Source organism: Actinopolyspora lacussalsi subsp. righensis (assembly GCF_900116555.1).
Taxonomy (GTDB): Bacteria; Actinomycetota; Actinomycetes; order Mycobacteriales; family Pseudonocardiaceae; genus Actinopolyspora; species Actinopolyspora lacussalsi.
In genome coordinates this window covers 66,062-91,547 of record NZ_FPAT01000002.1, presented here as the reverse complement: position 1 = coordinate 91,547, position 25,486 = coordinate 66,062, and the positions used below count along the sequence as shown (strand labels likewise).

The 25,486-nt window shown below is 65.6% G+C and carries 33 protein-coding genes; 17 read left to right on the top strand and 16 right to left on the bottom strand.

What is annotated here, in order from left to right; all coding sequences use genetic code 11:
* Positions 1-53: 53 nt before the first annotated feature.
* Genes BM394_RS03920 through BM394_RS03910 form a run of 3 tightly spaced genes read right to left on the bottom strand, consistent with a single transcriptional unit; the run spans position 54 to position 1,160 of the window.
* The gene (locus BM394_RS03920) at positions 54-677 is read right to left on the bottom strand and encodes a hypothetical protein (RefSeq protein WP_092973983.1); all 624 of its coding nucleotides are present in this window, start codon (positions 675-677) and stop codon (positions 54-56) included.
* Entirely contained in the window at positions 670-918 is a 249-nt protein-coding gene (locus tag BM394_RS03915; protein WP_092973980.1) for a hypothetical protein, read from the bottom strand. Before BM394_RS03915 ends, BM394_RS03920 begins: the two co-directional genes overlap by 8 nt.
* On the bottom strand, positions 915-1,160 hold the full coding sequence (locus tag BM394_RS03910; RefSeq protein ID WP_092973977.1) for an HC3 family zinc finger protein: 246 nt from the start codon (positions 1,158-1,160) through the stop codon (positions 915-917). The genes BM394_RS03915 and BM394_RS03910 overlap by 4 nt, the downstream gene beginning before the upstream one ends.
* A gap of 138 nt (positions 1,161-1,298) precedes the next feature.
* Between BM394_RS03910 and BM394_RS03905 the strand changes: the two genes are divergently transcribed.
* The 5 genes from BM394_RS03905 (at position 1,299) to BM394_RS03885 (ending at position 4,552) form a co-directional block, all read left to right on the top strand.
* Positions 1,299-2,150 carry a helix-turn-helix domain-containing protein gene (locus tag BM394_RS03905; RefSeq protein WP_092973974.1) on the top strand — a complete coding sequence of 284 codons (852 nt, stop codon included), beginning with the start codon at positions 1,299-1,301 and terminating at the stop codon, positions 2,148-2,150.
* Between the two features lie 2 nt (positions 2,151-2,152).
* Positions 2,153-2,344: a DUF397 domain-containing protein gene (locus tag BM394_RS03900; RefSeq protein WP_092973971.1), complete on the top strand. Its 192-nt coding sequence runs from the start codon at positions 2,153-2,155 to the stop codon at positions 2,342-2,344.
* Between the two features lie 149 nt (positions 2,345-2,493).
* Positions 2,494-2,691 (top strand): DUF397 domain-containing protein, encoded by a 198-nt coding sequence (locus BM394_RS03895; protein ID WP_092973968.1) that lies wholly within the window; start codon positions 2,494-2,496, stop codon positions 2,689-2,691.
* Between the two features lie 435 nt (positions 2,692-3,126).
* Entirely contained in the window at positions 3,127-4,203 is a 1,077-nt protein-coding gene (locus BM394_RS03890; protein ID WP_092973965.1) for a WXG100 family type VII secretion target, read from the top strand.
* A 25-nt stretch (positions 4,204-4,228) separates the two neighbouring features.
* A complete protein-coding gene (locus BM394_RS03885) occupies positions 4,229-4,552 on the top strand; it encodes a hypothetical protein (RefSeq protein ID WP_092973962.1) in 324 nt (107 codons plus the stop codon).
* 335 nt (positions 4,553-4,887) lie between these two features.
* On the opposite strand, the gene cas6e is transcribed toward BM394_RS03885, so the two are convergent.
* Positions 4,888-5,724, bottom strand: coding sequence for a type I-E CRISPR-associated protein Cas6/Cse3/CasE (gene cas6e, locus BM394_RS03880; protein WP_092974974.1), 837 nt, complete (start codon positions 5,722-5,724; stop codon positions 4,888-4,890).
* Between the two features lie 569 nt (positions 5,725-6,293).
* Here cas6e and BM394_RS03875 point away from each other — a divergent pair.
* Positions 6,294-6,755: a helix-turn-helix domain-containing protein gene (locus tag BM394_RS03875; RefSeq protein ID WP_092927733.1), complete on the top strand. Its 462-nt coding sequence runs from the start codon at positions 6,294-6,296 to the stop codon at positions 6,753-6,755.
* A 16-nt stretch (positions 6,756-6,771) separates the two neighbouring features.
* Positions 6,772-7,401, top strand: coding sequence for a phosphatase PAP2 family protein (locus tag BM394_RS03870; RefSeq protein WP_092973959.1), 630 nt, complete (start codon positions 6,772-6,774; stop codon positions 7,399-7,401).
* A 49-nt stretch (positions 7,402-7,450) separates the two neighbouring features.
* Here the strand turns inward: BM394_RS03870 and BM394_RS22675 are convergent, their stop codons facing one another.
* Positions 7,451-7,591: a hypothetical protein gene (locus BM394_RS22675; protein WP_175529951.1), complete on the bottom strand. Its 141-nt coding sequence runs from the start codon at positions 7,589-7,591 to the stop codon at positions 7,451-7,453.
* Between the two features lie 568 nt (positions 7,592-8,159).
* Here BM394_RS22675 and BM394_RS03865 point away from each other — a divergent pair.
* The 4 genes from BM394_RS03865 (at position 8,160) to BM394_RS03850 (ending at position 11,195) form a co-directional block, all read left to right on the top strand.
* Entirely contained in the window at positions 8,160-8,996 is an 837-nt protein-coding gene (locus tag BM394_RS03865; RefSeq protein ID WP_139235128.1) for a hypothetical protein, read from the top strand.
* Entirely contained in the window at positions 8,993-9,658 is a 666-nt protein-coding gene (locus BM394_RS03860) for a hypothetical protein (RefSeq protein WP_092973953.1), read from the top strand. Before BM394_RS03865 ends, BM394_RS03860 begins: the two co-directional genes overlap by 4 nt.
* Positions 9,659-9,797: 139 nt before the next feature.
* Positions 9,798-10,376, top strand: a complete 579-nt coding sequence (locus BM394_RS22290) for a DUF4333 domain-containing protein (protein WP_139235127.1) — start codon at positions 9,798-9,800, stop codon at positions 10,374-10,376.
* Between the two features lie 249 nt (positions 10,377-10,625).
* Positions 10,626-11,195 (top strand): STM3941 family protein, encoded by a 570-nt coding sequence (locus BM394_RS03850; protein ID WP_092973948.1) that lies wholly within the window; start codon positions 10,626-10,628, stop codon positions 11,193-11,195.
* A gap of 74 nt (positions 11,196-11,269) precedes the next feature.
* Here BM394_RS03850 and BM394_RS03845 read toward each other — a convergent pair whose 3' ends face one another.
* Positions 11,270-11,452, bottom strand: coding sequence for a hypothetical protein (locus BM394_RS03845; protein ID WP_092973945.1), 183 nt, complete (start codon positions 11,450-11,452; stop codon positions 11,270-11,272).
* 290 nt (positions 11,453-11,742) lie between these two features.
* Between BM394_RS03845 and BM394_RS03840 the strand changes: the two genes are divergently transcribed.
* Complete coding sequence (locus tag BM394_RS03840) at positions 11,743-13,371, top strand: flavin-containing monooxygenase (protein ID WP_092973942.1); 1,629 nt, start codon at positions 11,743-11,745, stop codon at positions 13,369-13,371.
* 144 nt (positions 13,372-13,515) lie between these two features.
* On the opposite strand, the gene BM394_RS03835 is transcribed toward BM394_RS03840, so the two are convergent.
* The 3 genes from BM394_RS03835 to BM394_RS03825 all read right to left on the bottom strand — a co-directional run bounded on the left by BM394_RS03835 (position 13,516) and on the right by BM394_RS03825 (position 15,906).
* The gene (locus BM394_RS03835; protein ID WP_092973939.1) at positions 13,516-14,457 is read right to left on the bottom strand and encodes a threonine/serine dehydratase; all 942 of its coding nucleotides are present in this window, start codon (positions 14,455-14,457) and stop codon (positions 13,516-13,518) included.
* A 154-nt stretch (positions 14,458-14,611) separates the two neighbouring features.
* Positions 14,612-15,094, bottom strand: a complete 483-nt coding sequence (locus BM394_RS03830) for a hypothetical protein (protein WP_092973936.1) — start codon at positions 15,092-15,094, stop codon at positions 14,612-14,614.
* A 17-nt stretch (positions 15,095-15,111) separates the two neighbouring features.
* Positions 15,112-15,906 carry a hypothetical protein gene (locus tag BM394_RS03825; RefSeq protein ID WP_139235126.1) on the bottom strand — a complete coding sequence of 265 codons (795 nt, stop codon included), beginning with the start codon at positions 15,904-15,906 and terminating at the stop codon, positions 15,112-15,114.
* Positions 15,907-16,623: 717 nt separating this feature from the next.
* Between BM394_RS03825 and BM394_RS03820 the strand changes: the two genes are divergently transcribed.
* The gene (locus BM394_RS03820) at positions 16,624-17,796 is read left to right on the top strand and encodes a trans-sulfuration enzyme family protein (protein WP_092973931.1); all 1,173 of its coding nucleotides are present in this window, start codon (positions 16,624-16,626) and stop codon (positions 17,794-17,796) included.
* Between the two features lie 68 nt (positions 17,797-17,864).
* On the opposite strand, the gene BM394_RS03815 is transcribed toward BM394_RS03820, so the two are convergent.
* Positions 17,865-18,368, bottom strand: coding sequence for a GNAT family N-acetyltransferase (locus BM394_RS03815; RefSeq protein WP_092973928.1), 504 nt, complete (start codon positions 18,366-18,368; stop codon positions 17,865-17,867).
* Positions 18,369-18,514: 146 nt separating this feature from the next.
* On the opposite strand from BM394_RS03815, the gene BM394_RS03810 reads away from it, so the two are divergent.
* Positions 18,515-19,027: a DinB family protein gene (locus tag BM394_RS03810; protein ID WP_092973925.1), complete on the top strand. Its 513-nt coding sequence runs from the start codon at positions 18,515-18,517 to the stop codon at positions 19,025-19,027.
* Between the two features lie 58 nt (positions 19,028-19,085).
* On the opposite strand, the gene BM394_RS03805 is transcribed toward BM394_RS03810, so the two are convergent.
* Complete coding sequence (locus BM394_RS03805; RefSeq protein WP_092973923.1) at positions 19,086-20,123, bottom strand: zinc-binding dehydrogenase; 1,038 nt, start codon at positions 20,121-20,123, stop codon at positions 19,086-19,088.
* 347 nt (positions 20,124-20,470) lie between these two features.
* On the opposite strand from BM394_RS03805, the gene BM394_RS03800 reads away from it, so the two are divergent.
* A complete protein-coding gene (locus BM394_RS03800; RefSeq protein ID WP_092973920.1) occupies positions 20,471-20,941 on the top strand; it encodes a RidA family protein in 471 nt (156 codons plus the stop codon).
* A 116-nt stretch (positions 20,942-21,057) separates the two neighbouring features.
* Here BM394_RS03800 and BM394_RS03795 read toward each other — a convergent pair whose 3' ends face one another.
* From BM394_RS03795 to BM394_RS03780, 4 genes are all read right to left on the bottom strand, one after another.
* Positions 21,058-21,924: a PhzF family phenazine biosynthesis protein gene (locus tag BM394_RS03795; RefSeq protein WP_092973917.1), complete on the bottom strand. Its 867-nt coding sequence runs from the start codon at positions 21,922-21,924 to the stop codon at positions 21,058-21,060.
* Positions 21,921-22,127, bottom strand: coding sequence for a hypothetical protein (locus BM394_RS03790; RefSeq protein ID WP_092973913.1), 207 nt, complete (start codon positions 22,125-22,127; stop codon positions 21,921-21,923). The genes BM394_RS03795 and BM394_RS03790 overlap by 4 nt, the downstream gene beginning before the upstream one ends.
* 150 nt (positions 22,128-22,277) lie before the next feature.
* The gene (locus BM394_RS03785; protein WP_092974971.1) at positions 22,278-22,850 is read right to left on the bottom strand and encodes an AAA family ATPase; all 573 of its coding nucleotides are present in this window, start codon (positions 22,848-22,850) and stop codon (positions 22,278-22,280) included.
* 188 nt (positions 22,851-23,038) lie between these two features.
* The gene (locus BM394_RS03780; protein WP_092973910.1) at positions 23,039-23,398 is read right to left on the bottom strand and encodes a GNAT family N-acetyltransferase; all 360 of its coding nucleotides are present in this window, start codon (positions 23,396-23,398) and stop codon (positions 23,039-23,041) included.
* A 65-nt stretch (positions 23,399-23,463) separates the two neighbouring features.
* Here BM394_RS03780 and BM394_RS03775 point away from each other — a divergent pair, with 65 nt between their 5' ends.
* Complete coding sequence (locus tag BM394_RS03775; RefSeq protein WP_092973907.1) at positions 23,464-24,483, top strand: pirin family protein; 1,020 nt, start codon at positions 23,464-23,466, stop codon at positions 24,481-24,483.
* Between the two features lie 78 nt (positions 24,484-24,561).
* On the opposite strand, the gene BM394_RS03770 is transcribed toward BM394_RS03775, so the two are convergent.
* On the bottom strand, positions 24,562-24,996 hold the full coding sequence (locus BM394_RS03770; RefSeq protein ID WP_092973904.1) for a VOC family protein: 435 nt from the start codon (positions 24,994-24,996) through the stop codon (positions 24,562-24,564).
* A 133-nt stretch (positions 24,997-25,129) separates the two neighbouring features.
* On the opposite strand from BM394_RS03770, the gene BM394_RS03765 reads away from it, so the two are divergent.
* A complete protein-coding gene (locus BM394_RS03765; protein WP_217643341.1) occupies positions 25,130-25,450 on the top strand; it encodes a methyltransferase domain-containing protein in 321 nt (106 codons plus the stop codon).
* Positions 25,451-25,486 lie beyond the last annotated feature (36 nt).

Sequence of the window (25,486 nt, the reverse complement as noted above, 5' to 3'; positions counted from 1 at the left end):
GGCCGTTCCGAGTGCGGAAGTGGCGGCGCGGCGCCGCCGAGACGGGCGAGGCTTCAGAGGCGGCGCAGTCCTTCGAGGACGCGGCCCAGCAGCGCCAGGTTCGGATCGGAGTCGGGTAAGGCGCCCACGGTCGTCGGTGCCGGTTGGCACCGGGAAGTGTGGCGGTGGTGCGGGCCGGGTGCGCGGCGAACGGCGGTGCCGCGCGGCGTGGTGTGGCGGGAGGCCGTTTGCCATGCGGCCAGGGCTTCGGTGTTCGGAGTCGCCGGGGAATTCGATGTCGCCGGGACCGCGTGGGATTCGTCGTCGCGATCCCGGAGCGCGTGGTGAACACTCACGCGGGATTCGAGCTGTTCGTCGGGGTCGGTTTCGGGCCAGCGGATCGGTTCGGGTTCGGATCGCGACTGTGTCGGCACGACAGCACCGGATTCGGGGAGGCCGCTGGAACCAGTAGTCGCGCTCGCGGTGGCTGCGGCCCGGAGCTCGGTGCCAGTGGCACCACTGGAATCACCGGCGGCACCGGCGAGTTGGGCTTGCAGTTGTCGGACCGTCAGCGTGCCCGGTCCGGCGCCGCCGTGCCTGGTGTGCGGGCGCGGCGCGGGCTCGGGGTGCTGCGGCCAGAGCGCCAGGAGCATCGCCAGCGCTACCAGCAGGATCGGCACGAGCAGCGGGTCAGACATCGGGATCGCCCTCGACAATGCGGTTTTCGGCTCCGCACCCCTCGGGAAGCGCGGGTTTCGGCGGGCTGTCGTGCGAGTCGGCGTAGCGCCGCAGCGCGATCGCCGTCTCGGAGAGTTCCTCCGCGAGCTCGCGGCAGCGGTCGGCGCCGAAGCGCCCGCCGCCCATCGCGAAGGCGGCCTCGTCACAACGCCACTGGCAGAGCCGCAGGAACCCGGCCAACCGGATGTGGTCACTGCTCATCGCGCATCACCTTCGTCCGCGTCATGGCGAGGCGGGGCACCGACCAGTTCGCGGGTGGTGCGGTCGCAGTCCGGGCAGGTCGGCCACAACCAGGGGATGTCGCCGGTGGCCGTGAACACCTCCCGACCACACAGCGCGGAGACAGTCAACTCGGGCGGGAACTCCAGGGCGGGCGGCGGCACCGGATCCCTGCTCGCGTGCCGCTGCTCCTCGGCGGGAACCCAGGTGAAGGGGTGGGACATGGTTGCCTCCAAAATCAGAATCAGCGAAGCGGCGTTTTGGTGCCACTGGTTCCAAAATTTGTCACCTTGTCACCAAACGATCAATGCCTCGATCAGGTGATACCTGTAGGCACCGCACATTCACCTAGGATGTGGTGCATGGCTGGCACCAACGGCACGCCAAAGGCCAAAGCACTGGGCACTCGTCTCAGAGAGGCACGCAAAGCTGCTGGCTACACGGTTCGAGGACTGGCGGACCAACTTGAGCTCTCCCACAGCGCTATTTCCCGTTGGGAAACCGGCACGCGCTCACCGGAAACGGAAGACGTAGCTTCGATACTCGCCGCTACGGGCGTAAACGGCAGAGAACGCTCTGAACTGCTGGAAATGGCCCGTGGAACCGACGATCCACAGTGGCTCTCAGTACGAAGTGGCGACCGTGAGCGACAGATGGCGGCGTTGATCGACTTCGAACGCAACGCCAGCCACATCACCGATGTGTCTCCACTGCTGATACCTGGTCTGCTGCAAACAGCTGATTACGCCAGAGCCATCATGATCGCAGGCGAAGTCCCACAGTCGGAAGTTGAAACTCGCGTAGTGGTACGTGTTGGACGCCGTGAAGCACTCACAAGGCGAAATCCAGCGCGCTTCCTGGCGCTGATCGGCGAAGCTGCTCTTCATCAAGAGATAGGTGGCAGCGAGGTCGTTCTCGACCAGCTCAAGTACCTAATGAGTGCTACTGAGATGCCCAACGTCGATCTGCGTATCGTGCCGGCTTCCGCGGGTTGGACCCCAGCGCTGGAAGGTCCGTTCGTGCTGATCGACTTCGACGCCGACTCACCGATCGTGCACCTGGAGAACAGGCGTGCGGCGCTTTTCTTCCACGAAGCCGACGACATAGCGGCATACCGCACTGCCGTGGATAAGGTGAAAGAGGTTTCGATGACGGCAGCGGAGTCCACCGCGCTCATCGCAAACGTCATAACAGAGCTGGAGAAATCAGTATGAGCATGTCCCAGGAGCCAGTCAACTGGCGTAAGTCGAGCCGGAGCAGCACGCAGACGAACTGCGTCGAGGTCGGCCGCACCACCGACGGCGCCGCCGTCCGCGACAGCAAAGACCGCACAGCCGGACACATCACCACCACCCACCACCAGTGGCGAACCTTCCTGCAAGCACTGAAGACCGACCACTTCGACTGAGCGAAGCACAGCCACGAGCGCGGCATCCCTGTAATCGGACAGGGGTGCCGTTCCGGCCGCTGAAACCACCCGTTCAGACGTGGCGAACTCCCCACTCCCGGCGCGAGACTCAAGCTCGCCAGCGACCTCGACGCCCCGGAGCCCCACCGATGAACGCATCACATGAGCCCCACGACTGGCGGAAGTCCAGCTACAGCGCCAACACGAGCACGTGCGTCGAGGTCGGCCGCACCACCGACGGCGCCGCCGTCCGCGACAGCAAAGACCGCACAGCCGGACACATCACCACCACCCACCATCAGTGGCGAACCTTCCTGCAAGCACTGAAGGCCGACCACTTCGGCTGAGCAAGGCACAGCTACGAGTTCCCCTCCCGCAACCGGACAGGGGACGGCTCGAGCATCGGCCCACTCCTGTGCGCTACCACCCTCGACCGTCGTTCCCGAAACGGCGACCGGATTCGTGCGCCGGTCAGCGGCACTCCGATTCGGATAAAACACGAACCTCGGAACGCGGGATCGCCGGATCGTTCCGATCCGGCCGGAGAGCTGGTCGCGGCGGCCACCTCCTGTTCGACGTACCGGCGAGGCGCCGGGAAGCCGCTGGGGGTGTGTCGACCCGAGGCGTGGGCGCTTAGACGGTGCCACCAGCAGGTCCGTGCTTCCTGCTCAACGCGACCACTCCGGACACCCCACAGGCGTGGCCATTGAGGGGAACCGACAAGCGCTGTGCGGCGTCTCAGGAAGGCCGACGCTGACTGACGACGACAGGAGCCCCGTGCCATGTCCTTCGAATTCGACGGAGATACGGCTGGCAAGATTTTCAAGGCGCTGGAGGAGCTGGGGGACGACGCCCAGAAGGGGAGCGTGTACGTATCGGAGTACACGGCGATGCCGTTCTACGACCAGGGCGTGATCAACCTGCTGTCCGGCGCGCACGCCGACATCACCACCAAGGTGACCGATCAGATGGACACGCTCAACAAGTATTTCCGCACCACGATCTCCGACAACCTCGCCGACACGTTTCGACTTTACAAGAAAGACGACGAAGAAAACGGGAACAAACTTCGCGAACTGGAGGATTATTTTTCCGCCGACAGTGAAATGATGAGCGAACGCCGAGAAGCCGAGGAGGAGGACCCCGCGACCGGCACTTCATCCGATCCGTTCCGCGCGAACCACAACCCCCGAAGCAGCTTCGAGGACGTCGAACTCACCGGGTCGGACAGTTTCCGCGAACCCATGGACCCGCCCGGAGTGCTGGACCTCTTCAGCATCAGCTACGCGATACAGTCCATCTGCGAGCTCTGCGGGTGGTATCCGACCGAATCACTGGGAAAGAAGCTGGCCGGTGACTGGGACAAGATCGCCAAATGCGGCAAGGCGTTCCGGAACCTGGCCGACGGCGTCGACAAGATGGCGTACAACCTGGGGGATCACGTCGACCAGCTCGAACAGGGGTGGTCCGGCAATGCCTACGCCGCCTGCAACGTCGCCCTGCACCGGGGAGCCAACGAGATCAAGGACGGCACCGCGGACGTGCTGCGCAAGCTCGCCGACAAGTACGAGGAAGCCGCCCAAAAAACGTACGACACCCACAAGGAGCTGGAACCGCTGGTCCGCAGCATCACCGACATGGCGAGCGGATTCGGCCTGGCCAAGGCGGCGGGGCAGGGAATAAAAAACGGGATAGAACTCTTCACCGAGAAAACGAACGACATAATGGGACTGATATCCCTTCTGCAAAACACCATCAACACGATCAGCGCCGATCTGGAAAGCATCGGCGCGGAGTTCGAGAAACCGAAATCACCCGACAGTGTTCCCCCTGTGCTGAAAAAGTACGACGAACTGTAACTACGAGAGAAATGTTAGGATCATCATGAGCGAAAATCCGCAGAGTGAAACCGAAGTACTCAGGGATATCGCCCGGGAGCTGCGAAAATCGAATCGCGACGAACTGCGCGAGATCGGCGAAGCCGTCGAGACCGGTTCGCACACCTTCGGCGAGCTGGCCCGGAACCCGGGGTACGCGGATTTCTTCCAGGAAGTCGTTGACAAGATGAACTCCTTGACCGAGCAGGAGTTCCTGGACAACGAGACTTCCCTCCTGGAACCACCGGAGCAGAAACCCGAGGAAAAGGTGGTCGACCGTTCCGACGAGGAGGACGAGGAGGACGGGCCCCCTGAGACGTTCCTGGTCTGAAGCTGATCGCCGTGATGGACAAGCGCGGCGTCGCCGGCACGGACGAGTCGGCATCGCGTTCGGACTCGGCTGAGCACGGCAGCGGGGTTGAGACGCCCGATCGCGCGAAGTACGGCATTGTCGCGGGTCGTTTACGACTGGCCGCGATAACCGACCCGGCGACGCCACCTCGCGCACCGGGCGCACCGGTAGAAGCGGTCATTAAGCTGCTTCACCGTGCGCCGTTCGGCTCGTTCAAGCGGCCCGGCGGTGGCGGAGCACCAGCTGCGTGTCGTCAGGCGTGGTGCGGCGAGTTCGTCGGCTCTGCGGAGTATGTCCCTTCCGGTGGCACGTAGTCAGCCATCCAGCATCGAGTGTTCCGGTAACGGCGCGAGCGTGAGCAACCCGCAACCGTAGGCCTTGGCCGGACCGATGCCGTGCAGCAGCGCCCGTCGCAGCAGCTCCACCGAGGTCACTCGTAACCGCCCCTCGAATGTCGCGGTGTGCAGCACCACTGGTTTCGAACCCCGCTTCTTGGCGAAGGAGTGCCTTTCACGTGCGGTGATCCGCACGTTTCCCCCGGACTCCAGCGCCTCGACAGTACCAGCACAGGCAGGATCGGCCGTCACGGCGCCGCCGGTCGCGTCGGTGGAATCAGCGGTGGCCGCGACACTGGGGTGTTCGGTCGCGCCCGTTCCGGACGAAGCTCCCGGCACCGAGAACCCCCACTTCTCGGTGCGTTGCAGGAACCAATCCAGCTGGGCCTCGGCGGTACGGTGAGCCGTCCGCGGCGAGCGCCCGCGCGAACCTTTCCCCGAATCGTTCGGCTTGGTCGGACTCGCGACCTCGACCATGTTCCGCACCGGATTCGCGGTCACGCGGAAGGTGAACTCCTCCCCCACTCCCAGTCGGTTCAGCAGCGGTTCGTACTCGCGCAGCTCGTAGTGCTCGCCTTCGGCGTGCGGCCAACCGGCCTGCTCGACCAGGTGCGTCCAGTCCGGTTTGGACTCGGAGAGCACCAGCAGCTTCGGTCGGTGCGGGTTGTCGCTGTCCAGCCGCCACAGCGGGCGTTGTTGTTCCGGATCGTCCGCCAGTCCGCCCATGACCGCCCCGTGCAGCCTGCGGGGATTGCCGAGTAGGTCACGGCTGCCCGAGCGCAGCGGGTTGATTCGGATGCGGGACAGGTAGTTCATCGTTTCACCATCCCAGCAGCGCGAACGGATCGCGCACACCAGGTGCTCGTCGCGTCACGGACAGCCACACGGTATCCGCGATCAACGACGGCGTGGGGTCATCCGCGGAGATCGAGCGCTCGCACGGTGACCGTTCGCGCTGTTGTGCACTGTGGACGCTTGCTGGTCTGGCGCCCATCCTGGCTCTGCGGGCGTCGATTTCTCGCGAAATCGCCGGGCACCGGACGCCGGACAGCGGAGATCCGGGAGTGGAGCACGGGTCGCTGGGTGCCGAGCGGGGACACCGGAGCACACGGGAGTACCGGACAAGAGAAGCTAGCGGCCACGGAGGTGCTCGCCCCGTACCCCCAGAACGGGGCGAGCACGCTACCGCTGGTCAACTCCCCGGAAATATTTCGCGTTTCCACCGGGGCGCTGGGCTCCGGAAGCTATGATCCCGGATCGGCGTTTGCTACTGTTGACAGTAGCATCATCACTGTAAACCATCACGGTGAAACACTGTCAACAGCCGTTTACGGTGCTTGGACCTGGGGAAACTCACCAACAAACTGGCGGACGAGAAGAACGCTATGAGTGCCAACGAAGCCGGACGCGAAAACACTTTCGCGGGCAAGCTCGCCCATCTCATCGCCACGGTGCATCCACCGGACCGCGGCACCTACAGCTACCGCGAGATCGAGGCGGGAATCCGGCACCTGCCAGGGGCGATGTCGGCGCAGTACATCAGCCAGCTCAAAACCGGGACACGAACCAATCCCAAGATCCACTACGTGGAGGCGCTGGCGGAGTTCTTCGGCGTGCCCGCGGGATACTTCTTCGACGACGAGGTCACCGAACGCATCGACGCGCAGATCGCCGACCTGAAGACCTGGCGCGACACCGAGGCACGCGACATCGCCCAGCGCTTCGCCGGGCTGGACCGACGGGACCGCAACACCGTCTCCAACCTCATCGACAGCCTCGACGCCTACAACGCACGCCCCCGCCACCAACGCACCCGTCGCAAAACCAACCGCGACAACACGGCGTAAGACGTAAGATGTGCCGATGTCGACCCGCGAGACCAGTTCCCAGGCCGAGCGCAAGCACCTGCTCGCCCGTGTCGTCACCGAGGTTCTAGCCCCCTGGGTGATCGTGCTGGTGCTGCCACTGGTGGTGGCCGGTCAGGCCACGGCGGAGTTCGGCTCCACCCTGCTGTGGGGAATGGTCGTGGCGCTGACCAGCAGCGTGCTGCCGATGGGCGTGGTGGTGTGGGGCAGTCGCACCGGCAGGTGGGACGGGCACCACGTCCGCGACCGCCAGGGCAGGCTCATTCCGTTCACCGCGCTGATCGTGCTCAGCCTGCTCGGGCTCGCGCTGCTGATCGCGGGCCGTGCGCCGGAGAAACTGATCGCGCTGGACATCAGCATGATCATCAGCCTGCTGGTCACCGGCACGATCACGGTCTTCTGGAAGATCTCGATGCACACCGCCGTGGCAGCGGGCGCGGTGACCGTGCTGGCGCTGCTCTACGGACCCGCGCTGTGGTGGGGTGCGCTGGTGACACTGGCCGTGGCGTGGTCCCGGGTGGCCGTCGACGACCACACCCCGGCCCAGGTCACCGTCGGCGCGCTGACCGGGGCGGTGATCGGCGGCGGATCGTTCGCGCTGCTGCTCGGCGGGAACACCGCGCTCTGAGCGGCGCGGCTCGGCGAATCGACGGTTCAGCCGCTCGGCGAGCGCGAGTTCAGTCCATCCAGCCGCTCTGCTCGGGATGACGCATATCGTACTCGAACTCCTGCAAGGCATTCCACCCCCACCACGTCAGCAGCCCGAGCAGGATCAGGAACACCCCCAGCACGACGAGCCATTTCGCGCGAGCACGCAAGCCGTGATTCCCTTCGGTTCAGTCGTACCGCGGGTTACGTGACGCATCCCGACGTCACACGTCATGAAGTGACCACCGCGGGAACCCTGCCGACGAGTCGGCGAGGAGCACATACCTCGGAGCTACCGGTCGTTTCGGTACGTCCACCCTGGATACTCACGACACATTTTCCGCATCCCTCGGGACAAGCCGCTCGTCCGATCTATAACGTGAGCGCGACAGATCGAGCTCGTATCGCGCGGTGGGGGCACTCGGAGCGCGTCTCGGGGGACGGCTCGCGCGATCGACGAGCGCTGTGACCACAACAACAGGGGGAAACATGTTCGGACGGAGCCGATGGGCTCCGGCTGTGGGAGCGATACTGGTCAGCCTGACGCTCGCTTCCTGCGCATCGACCGGAGCCGAGACCGAGCAACAGAAGTCGAGCGTCCAAGTACCGCAATACTTGAAGGCGCTGCCGTTCTCGAAACGACGGGAAGCGGTCGAGTCGACACGAATCGATCGGAAAATCCTGCCCATAGCACCTTGTGCACTGCACAAACCGAAGACGGCGAGCGATATCACCGGTTTGCCGAACCAGCGGATCGCGCCGGGCGGCAAGATCAACGAATGCACGCTGCGAGTGTGGCGGGAGATGGAGACCTTCAGCCGGGACTGGGTCTTCGACATCACCGTGGGCGCCAAGTGGGCGCCGAAGGATCGGCAGGAGTCGAAGCTGGTCCGCACGAGCGACGGACGCTTCTATCAGCAAACGATGATAGTGGGCGAGCACAAGACCCGGCAATGCAGCTATCTGCTTCCGATCACCGCGCACCGCGCGATAGAACTCGATGTCAATTCCTCCGTATACATCGTGAACGAAAAGCGGGAGAAGGAGTTCAAAAGCCACAACTGCGAGTTCGGGAAGAAGTATCTGAAGGCCGTCGCACCACTGTTCTTCGACCCCCCGATGCGTGACGAGCACCCGAGGGAGCCCACGTTGCTGCTCGGAACGCAGTCGCCGTGCGAGGCGATGAGCTGGGCGGTGAACAACCTGAAACCCGCCATCACTCCGGTGCGGGCAACCGAGATGGTTCGACACGACCCGGCTGACTGCACTCTGGAGGACTCGGGCGAGGACTTCTCGAGGCAGAAACGGGCCGCTGTGGAGTTCACCGTTTCCAGCCCACCAGGTGAGACGAACCCGGATGAGGACTACAGCTCGATCACATTCGCCGGGCGCCCCGGATTCCTGCACGAAGATCCCCGGAACGGTACCTGCGAGCTGTCCGTTCCCTACCTGAAGCAGCCGCACGGGATCCAGGGCGATTTGGGCCCACTGACGCAGAACATCTCCGTCACCACCCAAAGCTGTGACCGGAGCCGGGAATTCGCCGAGATCGTGCTGGACAGGGCCGCCTCATGAAGACGAACGGATCGACCTTCCGCAGGCTGCTGGTAAGTGCGCTGGCGCTGCTACTCGGCGCCGTCACCGCCGGTTGCACACCCGAAGTCAGCGGCACGGCGCACACCTCGGTCTGTGCCACGCACCGGCTGTCGAACTGCCGGGACTTCACCCCGACGAAACCGGCGAACAACATAATGCGGGTCTGGATGAACCAGGGCGCCCGAGCCGCCGGTGCGATGCTGTGCTCGACACTGGACACCAACCGGCTGGACCGGCTCATGGGCGAGGGCAACGAGTACTACCGCTACATCACCAGGGACCAGTCCAAAGCCTGCCGCATAACCACCGAGCAGTCCGGGCCGGACGACACGCAGCGGTTCTCGATCAGTTTGAAACTGTTCCCACAACCCATGCATGGTTACGGGAAAATCGACGGCAACGAGCGCACCAAAGTGGCCGGGCACCCCGCCTGGGTCAATCATCAGGATCGTGGCGCGCGGCACTACGTCGAGTACACCATCGCCACCGGCACCTTGGAGAACGCCGGGGGGGTGCTGTTCGTCAAGGCCGAAACGGACAGCGCGCGCGGCTTGTTGACCGACGAAGAACTCGACTACAGCCACATGAACTCCACCCACAAGGCCATCGCGAAGGCATACACCAAGGCCCTGTTCGGCTGACCCACACCGAAATGACCTCGCCGAGCCGGTCCAGCGGTTGCCGTGACGCGAGTGGAGCCGTGCTTCGCGCCGTTCCTCTCGGGAGACGACAACTTCCACACCGAACCAGGCCGCTCGGCGATCTCGATCGGGAGAACTCGTGAACCATCCCCAGCCCTACTTCAACCCCAACAACGGAACTCCGCCGCCCGCGCCCGGCAGTCCGCCACCCAACCAGCCACCGTTCGACCAGCCGCCACCCGGACAGCCCCAGCCAAACCAGGCACCACCCCACCAACCACCAGCCAACCAGCCACCGCAGGGTTGGTACGGCCCGCCGTCCCCGCAACAGCCCGGACTACCCCACTACCCTCGCCCGGCCGGGGCCGAGACGCGATATCCGCGTCGGAAACGAACCGGAATGAAGATCACGCTGATCACGCTCGGGGTGCTCGTGGTTCTCGGCGCCGGAGGGATCACCCTGTACGCCAACACCGCAGGGGCGGAGCGGGTGTTCGATCCGCGGGCCGTGGAAAAGGCCACCGAGCGGATCCTCACCGAGGAATACGCCTACCGGAACGTGAAACAGGTTTCCTGTCCAGCGGGGAAGAGAGTGAAACCGGAGGCATCGTTCAGCTGCACCGTCGACCTCGGCGGTGGGCGAGTGCTGCGAGCACCGATTCTGGTGGTCGACACCGAGGGGAACTACCGCGTCCGCGAGCTGCACTACCCCCGGTGAGGCGCCCGAGCAGCGCCGTGGCGGTTTCGATCGCGGCTGTGGGCCGGGCCTCGCTCGGTCCACGTGCTGTTTCCCGAGCCGAAACCGAAACACCGCGCCGTGACGCTTCCGACCTCGACCGAAGCGTGATCCTCAACCGCGATGCTCGACCCGCCCGGCCGACATGGCAGGCTCTACTTCTCGGAAGGGCTCCGCCGACGACCCTGGTCCCGCGGCGGAGTGCGCAGCCTTACAGGAGGAGCGGAACGGATGAGAGGGGTCCAGCGCAACGGACAGCCCGGTCAACGGGACTACCGATTAGCGATCTACCCGAACCGGATCCGGCTGGGGCTGGTGATCCTGGGTGCGCTGGTCTTCGTGCTCTTCGGGGTGTTCATGTGCTACCAGGCCGTCACCGCCATGAGCTCGGCCCCGCTCGCGGGGGTCTTCCTCGCGCTGAGCGCGCTGGCGATCGTGTTCTTCGGCGGCTGCCTGATCTACGGCGCCGTGCGGCTGGCCAAGCCGAAACCGGTGGTGGTGCTGGACAACGAGGGACTGTACGACCACGCCTCGTTCACCGGCGTGGGATTCGTGGCCTGGCGGGAGGTCTCCGGGGCCATGGCCGACAACGACGGCACGCAGCGCGTGCTCAGCGTCACACTGTTCGACCCGAGCGCGGTGCTCGACCGCACCACGGGCTGGCGTGGCTTCCTGGTGCGCGGCAACGCCAGGATGATGGGGACACCGGTCAACATCTCGCAGAACATGGTCGCGATGCCGATCTCGCAGCTGGCGGCCGAGATCCGGCTGGCCGCCGAGAAGACCACCACCTGGCGCTGAGGAGCAACTCATCCGGGCAGCCCAGTCGTACGGCGCCTCGATCGCTGCCTTGCGTCGCGCTCGGTAGGAGTCGATCAGCCGTCCTGCCAGGTATCGGTGTTGTAGCCGTCCCAGACCCGCTGCGGATCGAGCTTCACCTCGTTGATGTGGACGGTTCCACTGATCCCGGCCGTTCGCATCATCATCCACACCGTGTTCGCGAAGTCCGCCACTTGTTCCGGTTCGCAGTCGAGTTCCACACTGATCTCTTCGGCCATGTCGGCAACTCTCGTCCGTGGTTTAGCAACAACTCGGTTCCACTCGGTGGCTACGGGTGTGGCTCGGGGTGATCGCGAGAGTAGTGCATGCCGCACGCTCCTGACAGCCGATTACTCCACCCGGCGGATCGAACTCACTCACTTGAAAGTTGTATTTACACAACGGACATACGCGTCGCATATTCACCGTGGTCCGGAAAGAAGTACAGAGTCGAACCGCCCCGGTAAGCGCTCACGTCACCGAGGGCACGGACCCGACATAGACGGGCACACTCGCGCCGGAGGTGACAATGTCCGGATCGGACTCACCGGAACCGAACTTTCCTGAAGCCGAACCGGACGCGGTGGTGGTGGGAGCGGGTCTGGCCGGGCTCTACCAGCTCCACCGACTGCGTGAGCTCGGACTACGGGTGCGGGTGTTCGAGAACGGCTCCGACGTGGGCGGCACCTGGTACTGGAACCGCTACCCCGGCGCACGGTGCGACGTGGAGAGCATGTCCTACTCCTACTCCTTCTCGCCGGAACTGGAGCAGGAGTGGACCTGGACGGAGAAGTACGCGGCACAGCCCGAGATCCTGCGCTACATCCAATACGTCGCCGAGCGTTTCGACCTGCGGCGCGGCATCACGTTCGACACCCGGGTCACCGAGGCGCACTACGACGAGAACGCGCACCGCTGGCTGGTGCGCACCGACACCGGTGAGTCGGTGTCGACACGATTCCTGATCATGGCGACCGGCTGCCTGTCCGCGAGCAAACCGCCGGAACTGCCGGGGATCGAACGGTTCGGCGGCGCGGTGCACCACACCGGCCGCTGGCCGCACGAGGGAGTGGACCTCACCGGGCAACGGGTCGGGGTGATCGGCACCGGATCCTCCGGTATCCAGGTGATCCCGGAACTGGCCGAACAGGCCGCCGAACTGACGGTGTTCCAGCGCACCCCGAACTTCAGCATGCCCGCCTTCAACCGGCCGCTGCGCGAAACCGAGATCACCGAGCGGAAGGCGAACTACCGGCAGTGGCGCGCGGCGCAGCGCGATTCGTACGCGGGAGTGCCGCGGCAACCCGCCGAGCGCTCGGCGTTCGAGGACTCGCCGGAGCAACGCGAGGAAACCTACCGGCAGAGCTGGCGGGAGGGCAGCCTGTTCGGCATCCCGGGCAGCTACGCCGACATTCTCGTCGACCCGGCCGCCAACGAGACCGCCGCCGAGTTCGTGCGAGCCAGGATCCGCGACAAGGTACACGACCCGGAGATCGCCGAGACGCTCTCGCCGCGCGACTTCCCGATAGGAACCAAGCGGCCCTGCCTGGACACCGGCTACTACGAGACGTTCAACCGGGAGCACGTGCGCCTGGTCGACCTGCGGTCCACCCCGCTGACCGAGATCGTCGAAACCGGGGTGCGCACCTCGCGACGGGAGTACGAACTGGACACGCTGGTGTTCGCCACCGGGTTCGACGCCATGACCGGCGCGCTGGAGGCGGTCGACGTCCGGGGCAGGGACGGACGCACGCTGCGGGAGTACTGGTCCGCCGGACCGCGGACCTACCTGGGGCTGGCCGTGTCGGGCTTTCCCAACCTGTTCACCGTGACCGGACCGACCAGCCCCTCGGTGCTGAGCAACATGATCGTGTCCATCGAGCAGCACGTGGACTGGATCACCGACTGCGTCTCGTACCTGGCGGCCAACGGACTCACCGAGGTCGAGGCGACCGAGCGTGCCGAGCGGGAGTGGCTCAACCACGCCGCCGAAGCCGGGAACGCCACGCTCTACCCAACCGCCGACTCGTGGTACACCGGGGCCAACGTGCCGGGCAAACCCCGCGTGCTGCTGGCCTACGTGGGCGGAGTCGCAGCCTACCGGCAGTGGTGCGAGCAAGTGGCCGACAACGGGTATTCGGGTTTCTCACTCCGCTAGTGGATGTCCCGGAGTGGGTCGCGTGGGTGGTCGCTTGGCGGAACATCTCGCACGACTCTCGCTGCGGAAGTGGTGGGAGTTCGTCCCACGTCGAAGACGCCCGGCGATTTCGCGAGAAATCGACGGTGTTCGGATGGCGGGGTTTCAACCGAGGTCGGTGAGGTCGGTGTTGGCACCGCAGAGCACCACGGCGAGGCGCTCCCCCTCGGTGGGGCGGTAGGCCCCGGCGAACAGCGCCCCGAGCGCCGCTGCCGTGCCGTGTTCCACGACCAGCCGATAGCGCTGCCACAGGTACTTCCGCGCCGCGACGATGTGCTCGTCGTCGACCAGCACCGAACGCACTCCCGTTCGCGTCGCCACCTCGTAGGCGATCTCGCCGAGGCGGGTGGCGCCGAGCGAGTCCTTGGCGACACCGGAGACCGCCACGTCGGTGGGGCCTCCCTCGGCCAGCGCGGTGTGCAGCGTCGGAATGTCGGTCGGTTCCACCCCCACCACCCGCGCACGGGATTCGAGCGCGGCGGCGACACCGGCCATCAGCCCGCCCCCGCCGACGGCCAGCAGCACGGTGTCCAGTTCGCCCTCGGTCTGTTCGAGCAGTTCCGTGCCCAGCGTGCCGTTACCGGCGCACATCGCGGGCTGATCGTAGGCGTGGCAGAACACCGCGCCGTTCTCCTCGATGTCCTTGACGGCGGCCCGGTGGGCATCGGCGTAGACCTCACCGACCGCCACGACCTCCGCACCCAGTTCCCGCAGCTTCGCCTGCTTGAAGGCCGGTGCGTTGGCCGGGACGTAGACCCGGGCGGGAACACCATGCCGGGAAGCGGCGTGCGCCACGGCCATGCCCGCGTTGCCGCCGGAGGCCGCGACCACTCCCGCCTCGCCGATCCTGCCCTCGGCAAGGGCCGAAACCACCCGGTTGTAAGCGCCACGCGCCTTGAACGAGCCGGTGTGCTGCAACTGTTCGAGCTTGAGCCGGACGCTCGCCGCGCCGGGGACCAACTCGGGATCCAGGTCGACGATCGGGGTACGCCGGACACTGGCCGAGATTCGTTGCCTTGCCTTCTCGACATCCGAATGAGTTGTCACGGTTCCAGCCTGCCCGGCCCCGACCGGAGATGCGCAACGGGGCGGGACGGATATCGATCCTCTTCCCGAAGTGATTCGGACAGACCACTCCAAGGAATGAGCACCACTGTCCGACGGTGACCACCTCGTACCGGAGTAATCGCGGCAAATTCTCTCATCGACCGGTTGCGGTGAGCTTCGGCAACTCCTCGTCGTCATAAGATTGACCACGCATGAGCAAAAATACCACCAGAGCAAGTCGAATCATTTTTATCAATGAGACTGTCAACGCGGCAAAGAAAATCAGAGTAGCGCTCTTCGTGGGAACCCCGAGTCCTGTGAATGCACACACCAATGAACCGAGAAACATCAGTAAGAGTGCCCGAAGGAACACGCCCGCCAGGTGATCCCCCCAACGACGTCGTACCGATCGGGTAGCAGGATTGTCCAACCCGGCATAGAAGAACAAAGCGGCTGTCGCGAAGGCGGACAAAGTCCCGAGTAACTGACTCGTCGTCGCCATAGCCTGCAGCTGTGCCGAATCGGAGGCTGCGGTGAACCACTCGTCGAGCGGGCTCCAGGCACTTCCTCCCAAGAGGATGACAACGAGTACCCAGTCCAGAGAGGGTCGGTCCAGTAAGCTCCACACGCTCTTCATCAGACACCGCCATCGCGTCACGGGAGGAACTCTGCCCCTACCGAACTGGCTAAGTCCTCCCTGAACTCCTTCGACACGGTCATAATCGCATCGAAGGCCGACAACTCGGTGATCGAACGTACAGATCCGCTTCCCGTCACATCCACGGAACACTGCTGGCTGAAGCGCTGCTTCAACAGATCCACGGCCCCGTCCTCGGAATTATTGCCCTCCTCGTCGAAGACCTGCGCTTTTGCCTTTTCCAACTCACCGAGTCCAACATTTTGACACAAGAAGTCAACCATACGGAGCAGTTTGTTACGCTCCTCACGACTCCTCTTCTTGGAACGTTCAGCCGTGAGCTTGATTTCGAATCGAAATTCACCTACCCCCCCAAGAGCAGCCAGCTGTTCCACCGGCCCGCCGGACAGCCTGGGAGCCAGGCTCGTAGGGCCCGCTATCTCCAGACGGGACACACCGCCAGCTTTGCGAACCCTTTCCCACTTCTCACGATCTATGACCGGCTCCGCTATGAGCTTCTCCTCGAAAACACCACTCTCGTTGATCCACTTAGCCACAGCTTGCGGAGACGGCGAAGTACCAGCCGACCGCATGAAGCCGAATACATTCCCGAAATCCAGAAAAGAAACGAACGAGGACTCGATGACCTGCCACTCTTCCACATCCACGGGAACCTCGGCCACCTCCCCGGTACTCAGATGCTGCTGCCTTGGCACGTCATCACGCCCCTTAGTCAGCACCAAGTGGTCTATATTTTCGTGGGTGAATATTTTTCCTCTCAGTACATCGCCGCCCTCTATCTCGTGCTCCACAGGCCCATGAGTACTTTGATGTCCCCACTTAGCCAGTACACCTTCCCAATCGGCAGGTTCCACAGGGCTGCGATCACTCGACCGGAGCATCCTCCAGAACGAAACCGTCCGCTGGATCGGATTGTTCGACATGACTCTCCCAAGAAGTCACCTTCTGAGTGAAATTAGCCATCATGTTATAACACAGCGCAACTCTGCTCCTTCAAAGAGCCAGTTTGCCCCCGAAAGAGTGAACCCCTAGGGCAACAAAACTACGTATAGTAGTAATTGCTGGTTCATGTCGAACGGTAGCCGGTGCACGACCGCTCCATCGAACTAGTAACTTCATATGGCGAAACTACGTATCAGCGCGAAAAGCACGACACAGCTTTTCCGCGACGACGCCTCGTGCTCATTACCAACTCGCCACTTCCTCCCAGGGGTACAGCAGGAGCTCGGCCAGCCTGCGCTGCTCCTGGCGCGCCGGGGATAGTCGGCACGCGGTAACCCCACTTCAAACGTGCCGGTGTCAGATCAGTGCTGGTAGGGAATCAGGCAAGCATCGATTTCGCGGCTCCACCGGGCATGTCGTCGGTGTCGCAGGTCCGGGCAGGAGGTTCGGCGCCGCGCTGGAACACAATGTGGTTTCGAAACGTTTCGCAGCCGGAGACACGATGTACCCGGAAGAGCACATTTCGTGCACGATGGAGCCGGACGTCGCCGCCGGATGGGAGAATTATGACCGAGGAAGAGCGCACACGAGTGATTCACGTGGATCGCGGCATCTCTGACGGGACTCGTACCGTGGTGCCGCCGATCCACCAGTCGGCGAACTTCCACTCCGATGACCAGCGATCCTTCAGCGCGGCGGCGAACGAACCCCGCGGCCACGACTTCTACACCCGCTACGGAAACCCCAACCACACCCACGTGGCGAGTGTGCTCGCCGAACTGGAGAACGCCGAAGCCGCACTGGTCACCTCATCGGGGATGGGCGCGGTCACCACGAGTCTGCTCGGCCTCGTCTCGGCGGGTGACCACGTGATCGGCCAACAAAGCACCTACGGCGGAACGGCCTCGCTGCTGACGAACCTGCTACCGAGGTTCGGGGTGGAAACCACGCGGGTGGATCAGACCGATCCGGAGGCTTTCGAGCGGGCGATGACACCGCGAACCCGTCTCGTGCTGCTCGAAACTCCCAGCAACCCGCTGCTGCGGATCACCGACCTGCACGCGGTGACCGAACTGGCCCGGCGGCACGGAGCACTGACCCTTGTGGACAACACCTTCGCCAGCCCGGTGAATCAGCGGCCGCTCGATCTCGGCGCGGACCTGGTGTGGCACAGCGCGACCAAGTACCTCAACGGCCACTCGGACGTCTCCGCCGGAATCGTGGCCGGCCCGACCGAACTGGTGGACCGCATCTGGGAGACCGGGATAATCACCGGGACGACTCTCGGCCCGTTCGACGCGTGGCTACTGCTACGCGGACTGCGCACGCTGCCGCTGCGGATGCGGCAGCACAACGAGAACGGGCAGGCCATCGCCGAGGCGCTGGAGACTCATCCGAGCGTGGCGGTGGTGCACTACCCGGGGTTGCGGAAACACCCGCAGCACGAGCTCGCGGCGGAACAGATGGACGGTTTCGGTGGAGTGGTGGCAGTGGAGTTCAACGGTGGTCACCAGGCCGCGGATACTTTTCTGGACCGGATGCGCTATCCCAGGCGTGCGGCCAGCCTCGGCGGTGTGGAGAGCTTGGCCGTGCATCCCAGCGCGATGTGGAGTGGAGTGCTCGACGAGCAGCAGCTGCGCGAGGCCGACATTCCGCCCGGTCTGGTCCGGCTGGCTGCCGGGGTGGAGGACAGCGCCGATCTCGTTAACGACGTGCTGGAAGCGGCCGAGGGGTTGTGAACGCTGAGCTGGGACGAGAACCGATTTCCGATTCCGTCTCGGCCGGCGAACCGGAACTCCGAGCGAGGTCAGATCCGCTTCTCGAACAGGACCACGGGAAACAGACCACGGATGACGTGCCTGCCCACCTCGTGGAAGCCCCGCGCCCCGTAGTAGGAACGCAGCGTGGCGTTGGACTCGGCGCAGTCGAGCCGGAAGGTGTGCAGTCCAGCGGCGCGGCCGATTTCGGCGGCGCTTTCCAACAGGAAGGTGCCCATCCCGGTTCGGGCCATCGACCGGTCGACCATGAGCCCGTGAACGTAGATCGCGGGCGTGGGGTCCGCACCCCAGAAGTCGGGATCGGACCACAGCACCCGCATCGCCGCGACGACACCGAGATCCGGCAGCCGCACGCGGCGCCACTCCGCGCGCTCGACCTCGCTCGCGATCCTGTCGAACGAGACCTCACCGCGCGGCCACTGCTCGATCCCCCGGTCGTAAAGCCAGTCCTCCAGCTGCCTGCGAAGGCCGTGTATCGGAGGGGCGTCCTCCGGGGCGGCGGTTTCGAGCTGCCACTGTCGCGTCTCGGTCACGCGGGTGAGGATAGTTCCGGTTCTCGGTTCTACTCGGACCCGAGGCCCCGCGAGGCGCGACCCCAGTCCCGGTAGCCGGGGCGGTTCCACGAGCAGTTTCGAGTACACAGTGGATCGAACGTCGGTGTGGTGGAAGACTGCCGACCATGACGAGACGGCCGTTCCCGGAACCAACCGATTCCCGCGAATCCCGAACCGAGGTGTTCATCGGGTATCTCGACTACTTCCGCGCGGCGCTGGTGGACAAGCTACGCGGGATTCCGGAGGAGGAGCTGCGCTCCAGCAGGCTGCCGTCCGGTTGGAGCCCGATCGCGCTGCTGAAGCACCTCACCAACGTCGAACGCAGGTGGTTGGTGTGGCGATTCGGCGGTGAGCACGTCGGGCGACCGTGGCCGGAGTGGTCGCGGGGACGCTGGTACGTCCCGGACGACGAGACGTTGGACGAGCTCGTGAGCTCGCTACACGAGCAGGCCGGGCGCAGCGACGCGATCATACGAGCCCACGAGCTCTCCGATACAGGCAGCGCCGGTGACGCATGGGACGGCGAGGAACCGGCGAGCCTGGAACGGATCCTGTTCCACCTGGTGCAGGAGTACGCCCGCCACCTCGGACACCTCGACATAGTCCGCGAACTGATCGACGGCGAGGTCGGGGAATGAGCACCCTCGGTCGTACGGGACACCCGATCGCCCGCGAAAACCGAAGCGGGAACGTCGGCTACGGCACCACCACGATCTTGCCGACGTAATCGCCCTCGCGGAACCGCCGCTGTGCCGAGTGGATCTCGTCGAGCGAGTGGCGCTCCGCGACGCGCGGACGCGGTTCGCCGGAGCGTGCGGCCGCCACGAGCTCGGCGAAGTGCGCGCGGGTGTGCATCGAGGAGCCGATCAGGCTGAGGTTGTGCAGGTACAACCGGCGCAGGTCGAATTCGATCACCGCCTGGGCGATGGCCCCGGCGACGACGCAGCGGCCGTCGTCCCGCAGCAGCGGCAGCAGGCGTCCCAGCTGCGGGCCGCCGACGACGTCGGCCACCGCGTCGAGCCCCTCGGGAGCGAACTCCCGCACCCGGCCGGTGAGATCGGCGGCGTCCCGCAGCGCCACCCGGTTCGCCCCGGCAGCACGGATCTCGGCCTCCTTGCCGCCGCTGGTGATCGCCAGCACTTCCGCTCCGCGAGCGGCGGCCAGCTGGACCACGGCCAGCCCCACCCCGCCGGAAGCTCCGGTGACCAGGATCTTCTCGCCCGAAGCCACTCCGGCGCGTTCCAACATGCCCATCGCGGTGCCGTAGGCGATCGGTAGCGCGGCCAGCTCCTCGTCCGACAGCGGCGAGTCGGTCACGTCGTGGGCCTGCCGGTCGGCGACGAGCACGTACTCGGCGAAACCACCGTCGTACTCACTGCCCAGCAGACCGACCGGCGGGGCATGAGGGCCTTCATCGTGGTATTCGGCCGGATCGACCAGCACACGGCGCCCGACGCGCTCGCTCGGCACTCCGGAACCGACCGATTCGACCACTCCAGCCACGTCCCCGCCCTGGATGCGGGGGAACGAGATCGGCCCGCGCCATCCGGCGAGCGCGGTGGGGTCGCCGGGCAGACCGTAGGCGCCCTCCCTGGTCCAGATGTCGGTGTTGTTCAGGGCACCGGCACCCACCCGGACCAGCAGCCGCCCTGGTCCGGGTTCCGGGGTCGCCACCTCGTCGCGGTGTTCGAGTTTTTCGGGACCGCCGTGGTCCGTGAGCAGCACAGCGCGCATCGTGCACCCTTAATGATTAGACCGGTCTGTCTATAACAGCCTAACACGCGACACGCGGGACTTCCGAACGAAGACCGGAGCCAAGTCCTGCACGGTGCCGTTCCGCGAGAGCGTTCCGCGCGGGGCCGAACTCCGGCCAACGGGCGAGCTGGCAGGAGCCGCTTGCGACTCGTACCGGACTCCGAACGTCACTGCCACGTGTGACCAGTGCCCGGGCACCGTGAACACTCGCCGCGCGATACTCGGCCGACTCGGAGGCCGACAGCGCCGATCCATCCGACGAAACGCCCGGAGTACCCTGCGAGCACCGCTCAGGTGACATCCGAAAAGCCGAAGGAGATCGACTGTTGTCGAGGATCGACGCTCGTCTTGCCGAACTCGGGATCGAGCTCCCCGTCGTCGTCCCACCGCTCGCCGCCTACACACCGGCGGTAGTCGACGGTAACCACGTCCACGTCTCCGGCCAGCTGCCCATGGTCGACGGGGCACTGCCGGAGACCGGCAAAGTAGGCGAGGGCACCGACCTCGTGACGGCCGAGGACGCCAAGGAGTACGCCCGCAGGTGCGCCCTCAACGCGTTGGCCGCGGCGAAGAGCGTCATCGGATCGCTCGACCGGATCACCCGCGTCGTCAAGGTCGTGGGATTCGTGGCCTCGGACCCGTCCTTCACCGGGCAAGCGGCCGTTATCAACGGTGCCTCCGAGGTTCTCGGGGAGATCTTCGGCGATGCGGGAGTTCACGCGCGTTCAGCGGTGGGAATGGCCGTACTGCCGTTCGACTCACCCGTCGAGATCGAGTTGATCTTGACTATCGAGTAGCTCCGACTCCGAACGCGGGAAAGGCCAGGGGCACCGTGCGGGTGCCCGGCCTACCGTGGGCCGTGGAGACGTCTGCGCAGCGCACGCCTCCAGTAGTGGTCAGCGCCGCTCGGGGATCATTCGATCCGTGCCGCACCACCTGTAACGACGATGCCTCCCGACCCGGGCACCGTCACTCGCAGCAGGCTCGGACGCCCGACGTGATCGCCCTGCTGGATCCGGAGCTGTGCCGGCGGCTTTACCGCACCGATAGCTCTCAGGTACGCCCCTGTCGCCGCCGCTGCGGCGCCGGTTGCCGGATCTTCCGTGATGTCGCCGACCGGGAAAAGGTTGCGTGCGGCGAACTCGCTCTCCCCCAAGGGGGACAGCACGGTCACCGTAGCCGCCCAGCCGTGTTCGTCCATCAGTTCTCGCAGCCGCGACGGATCGAAGTCGAACGAGGCGAAGGTCTCGCGGCTGCCCAGGACGATGACCGGATGGACGTTTCCGGCGAACGACAGCCGGGGCGGGTAGGCCGGATCGAGATCGGCCCGAGCGAGACCGAGCAACGACAGCAACCGGTCGACGACGTCGTCGTCCATCGGCGTCACCGAGGGTTCGACGCTGGTGAAGGAGGCGGTGGTCTCACCATTCGCCGTCTCGGCGGTTTCGATGGCGACCTCGCCGACCGCTGTGTCGAACAGCAACAGCCCGGTGCCGTGGCGGTCGGCGAGTGCCACGGCGGTGGCGACCGTCGCATGGCCGCAGAACGGCACTTCCGCGGTGGGCGAGAAATAGCGGATGCGGACCCTCCCGGGACCGTTGGCCTCCGCGGGCTCCTGGATGTCGAGCACGAACGCCGTTTCCGAGTAGCCGGTCTCGGCGGCGATCGCGAGCATCGCGGTCTCGTCGAGCCCGGCCGCGTCGAGAACGACTCCGGCGGGATTTCCACCGTTCCGCGCGGAAGGCGCGGGGAAGGCGCTGATGCGCAGCACGTCCGTCACGAGGACAGCATGCCCCGGATCGGCGCTTTGATGTTCTCGGGGTCAGGGATTTCACCAGCCGTCGCCGAGCCCGGGCCCGTTCCGGCCGAAGCCTCGATGAGCAAGTCGCCATCGCCGCGTGCGTCCGGTCGCACAGCGACCAAGTCCTCCCGGAAGGCGGCGGGCTCGCCGTGGCCCGTGAGCAGCAACAGCGCGTCTTGCACCTCTGATTTTGGACAGGTCTATACGATTGCGGTGGCCGAAACGGCTCGGAGGAGACACAGGGGAACGAAGCTCGTCTTCCCAACCGAGCCTTCCCAACTGGGCGGAGAACGATCAGGGCCGAACTCCGCTAGTGTAGAGGTGATGGCAGTTCAGGGATTTCGCTCCGCGTAAGCGGCCGTGTCGAGCTCTTGGAGGACGAAATCGGCGCGGGCCTGCGGATCGACGCGGGGAAGCGTGACTAGTTCGTATCCGAGCTCGGTGTAGGTTTCGACCATCATCTCGTGGGTGCGCTCTGCTTCGGCGAGATCCTGCCGACGTTGCTCGTCCCGATCGAAGATCTCCGGCCAGGGCGGAGCAACGAAAACCCGGTGGTTGTAACGAAACTTCTCAGCCGCGGCGTGAACGTGTTCCGGGACCGCCGTTCCGGTGAGCCGTAGGTACCCGAGCACATCGGGAACACCACGATCGAAGAGCACGACCCCCTGACGCTGCCTTGCCCAGTGGTGGGAGCGCATCTCCCACGAGAGCATCAACTCGGCGAACAGCGCACGATCGCCCCAGGGCAGTGCTGCTCCACCGACAGTCGTCTGGTCACGGATCACGGCGCGCCCGGCCTCGGGCGTGGTGGCAAGGCCGCTGCGCGCGAGCTCGTCCAGCAACGTGGTCTTGCCCGAGCCGGGCCCGCCGGTCACCACGAAGAACCGGCCGGTGTCGTCCTCGATCACCGAAAACCTCCCTTGCCGTTCCGGGACGTGCGTGAAGAACGGGGTGTAAGCAGGATGCTGCCAATCGGGATCACGGTGGGCGGACTACGAGATGTCCGCTTCCGAACCGTGCTGCGAGGAGACTCTCCGGGGTTCACGGAGAGGCCGCACGTACGCGAGCTACGCAGCGGCGAACGATCTCGATATTACTCCGACCGCACGGCGGCCAGCACGTCCGGGGTGACCGGATCCCGGATGTCGTCGAACTCGTGGTGGTTGTCGAGGTACCTGGTCACGAACGGGCAGACGGCGGTGATCCGCATCCCGGCCGCACGCGTCCGCCGCAGCGCGCCCGAGATCAGTTCACTGCCCAGGCCACGACCGGCGAAGTCGTCGTCGATCTCGGTGTGCACGAAGACCCGCTGGTCCCCACGATCGAGATACCGCGTGAGCCCCGCCCGCACGCCGTCGAGGCTGATCTCGTAGCGGTGCCGGGACGGCACGTCGAGCACCGAAACCTCGGACGGAGGCTCGGCCGGTGTGCTGTCACGCTGTTCCTCGGACATTCCGCCACTATGCCGCACACTCGGGTGGAACACGAGCCGACTCCAACAGGGAACACGACAGGACGATGAGCAACCTCGAAACAGCTCCGACCGAGTTGACCTGCACCAACGCCGACGACCAGGCAGGTCGGGTGTGGCTGCTGCGACCCCGCGAGGTCCCGCTGGGCGGGCCGAGGGCGATGACGGTGCGCCGCACGCTGCCGCAACGGGCACGGTCGTTGATCGGAGCGTGGTGCTTCGTCGACCACTACGGCCCCGACGACGTGTCCGGGACCGGTGGCATGCGGGTTCCCGGCCACCCGCACACCGGGCTGCAGACCGTCTCGTGGTTGTTCAGCGGCGAGGTCGAGCACCGCGACACCCTCGGAACGCACGCCCTCGTCCGGCCGGGTGAGCTCAACCTGATGACGGCGGGCTCGGGCATCGCCCACTCGGAGTACTCCACATCGGACACGAGCGTGCTGCACGGGGCGCAGCTCTGGGTGGCGCTGCCCGAACGCCACCGGTTCACCGACGCGGCGTTCGACAACTACGCACCGCCGGTCCTGGAGCGGGACGACGCGCGCGTGTCGGTCTTCCTGGGCAGCCTGCTCGGGCGGACCTCGCCGGTTCCGACCTACACCCCACTGCTCGGTGCCGAGATCACGCTACCGCCCGGCGGGAGCCTGGATCTGGACATCGACCCCGCTTTCGAGCACGGCGTGCTCGTCGACACCGGCGAGGTGACCGTGGCCGGGGTGGCCGCGAGCGCGGGCGAGTTGGTCTGCCAGGACACCGGGCCGGAACGGCTCACGTTGCGTGCGGGAGCGGCTGAGCGGGCGCGGGTGCTGCTGCTCGGCGGAGAGCCCCTCGGGGAGCGAATCGTCATGTGGTGGAACTTCATCGGGCGCAACCACGAGGAGATCGCGGCGTTCCGCGAACGGTGGCAGCACGAACGTGAGCAGCCGGATTCCGGGGAGCACCGGGATGCCCAGGCGTCGCGGCAGTACGGGGCGTCGCGGCAGTACGGGGAATTCCCGGCGCGGTGGGAGGAGACCCTGCCAGCTCCGGAGCTTCCCAACGCGCGGCTGAAGCCCCGCGAGTGAGTGGTTCGGCTCCGGTGGTGCGTGGTGATCACTTCCGGCGAACCACTCGTGACGCGGGACTGCTGGGGGCCCGCGGAACTACTGGGAGACGAGATCGGGAATGGTGATCGTGCCGTCCTCGGCGATCGGGAAGCCCGGGTTGTACGCGATCTCCCAGGCGTGCCCGTCGAGGTCGGTGAACACCCCGGCGTAACCACCGTAGAACGTCTCGGCGGCGGGACTGGTCACCGTGGCGCCCGCCTGCCGTGCGGTCTCCAGGACCTCGTCGACCTCCGCTTCGGAACGAACGTTGTGCGCGAGGCAGACACCGCCGAACCCGCCGTCCCGCTCACCGGTGAGGCCGGTGTCGGCCGCGAGCTCGTCCCTGCCCCAGAGCACGAACGCGCCGCCGGGGGTGCGGAAGAAGACGGTCCGTTCGAGCTCCTGCCCCCGCCACCCCAATCGTTCGTAGAACTCCTTAGCACGCCGCAGGTCGGCGACGCCGAGGGTTACCAGGCTGATCCGCTGTTCCATGCGGCGAATCTAGCGCGCGGAACCGACAATCGCCCGATGGTCGGGCCTGCCGCGAGTCGGCCGCGCCGAGGGAACGAGCCGCGACAGTCGCGCGAGTAACGGCGGTTGCCGAGATTTCGCGCCCAGCGGTGACGTGCTGGAACTGGCGTGCGGCCCCGGCACGTGGACTCCGGAGCTGGCGCGGCACGCGAGCACGCTGACCGCCGTCGACTCCTCCCCCGAGATGCTGCGCGAGGAGCGGGAGCGGACCGCCGACGAGCTCATCGAGGGCGAGGAGTCCTCGACCATCCGCCGCAGACTGAGCGACTGTACCCGGCACCGGGCGGTGAAAGTGCCGCACGAACCCGCCGAGCTGCGGGACCGCCTGGCCCGGCTCGGCTGGGACGTCGAGGTGCGCCCCACCTCCGGGCCGTTCTACTGGGGACGCGGAAAACCGGCACCGTCAGTCGCGTGACGCGGTAAGACCACTGTGGACGGTATGGCTGTTCGG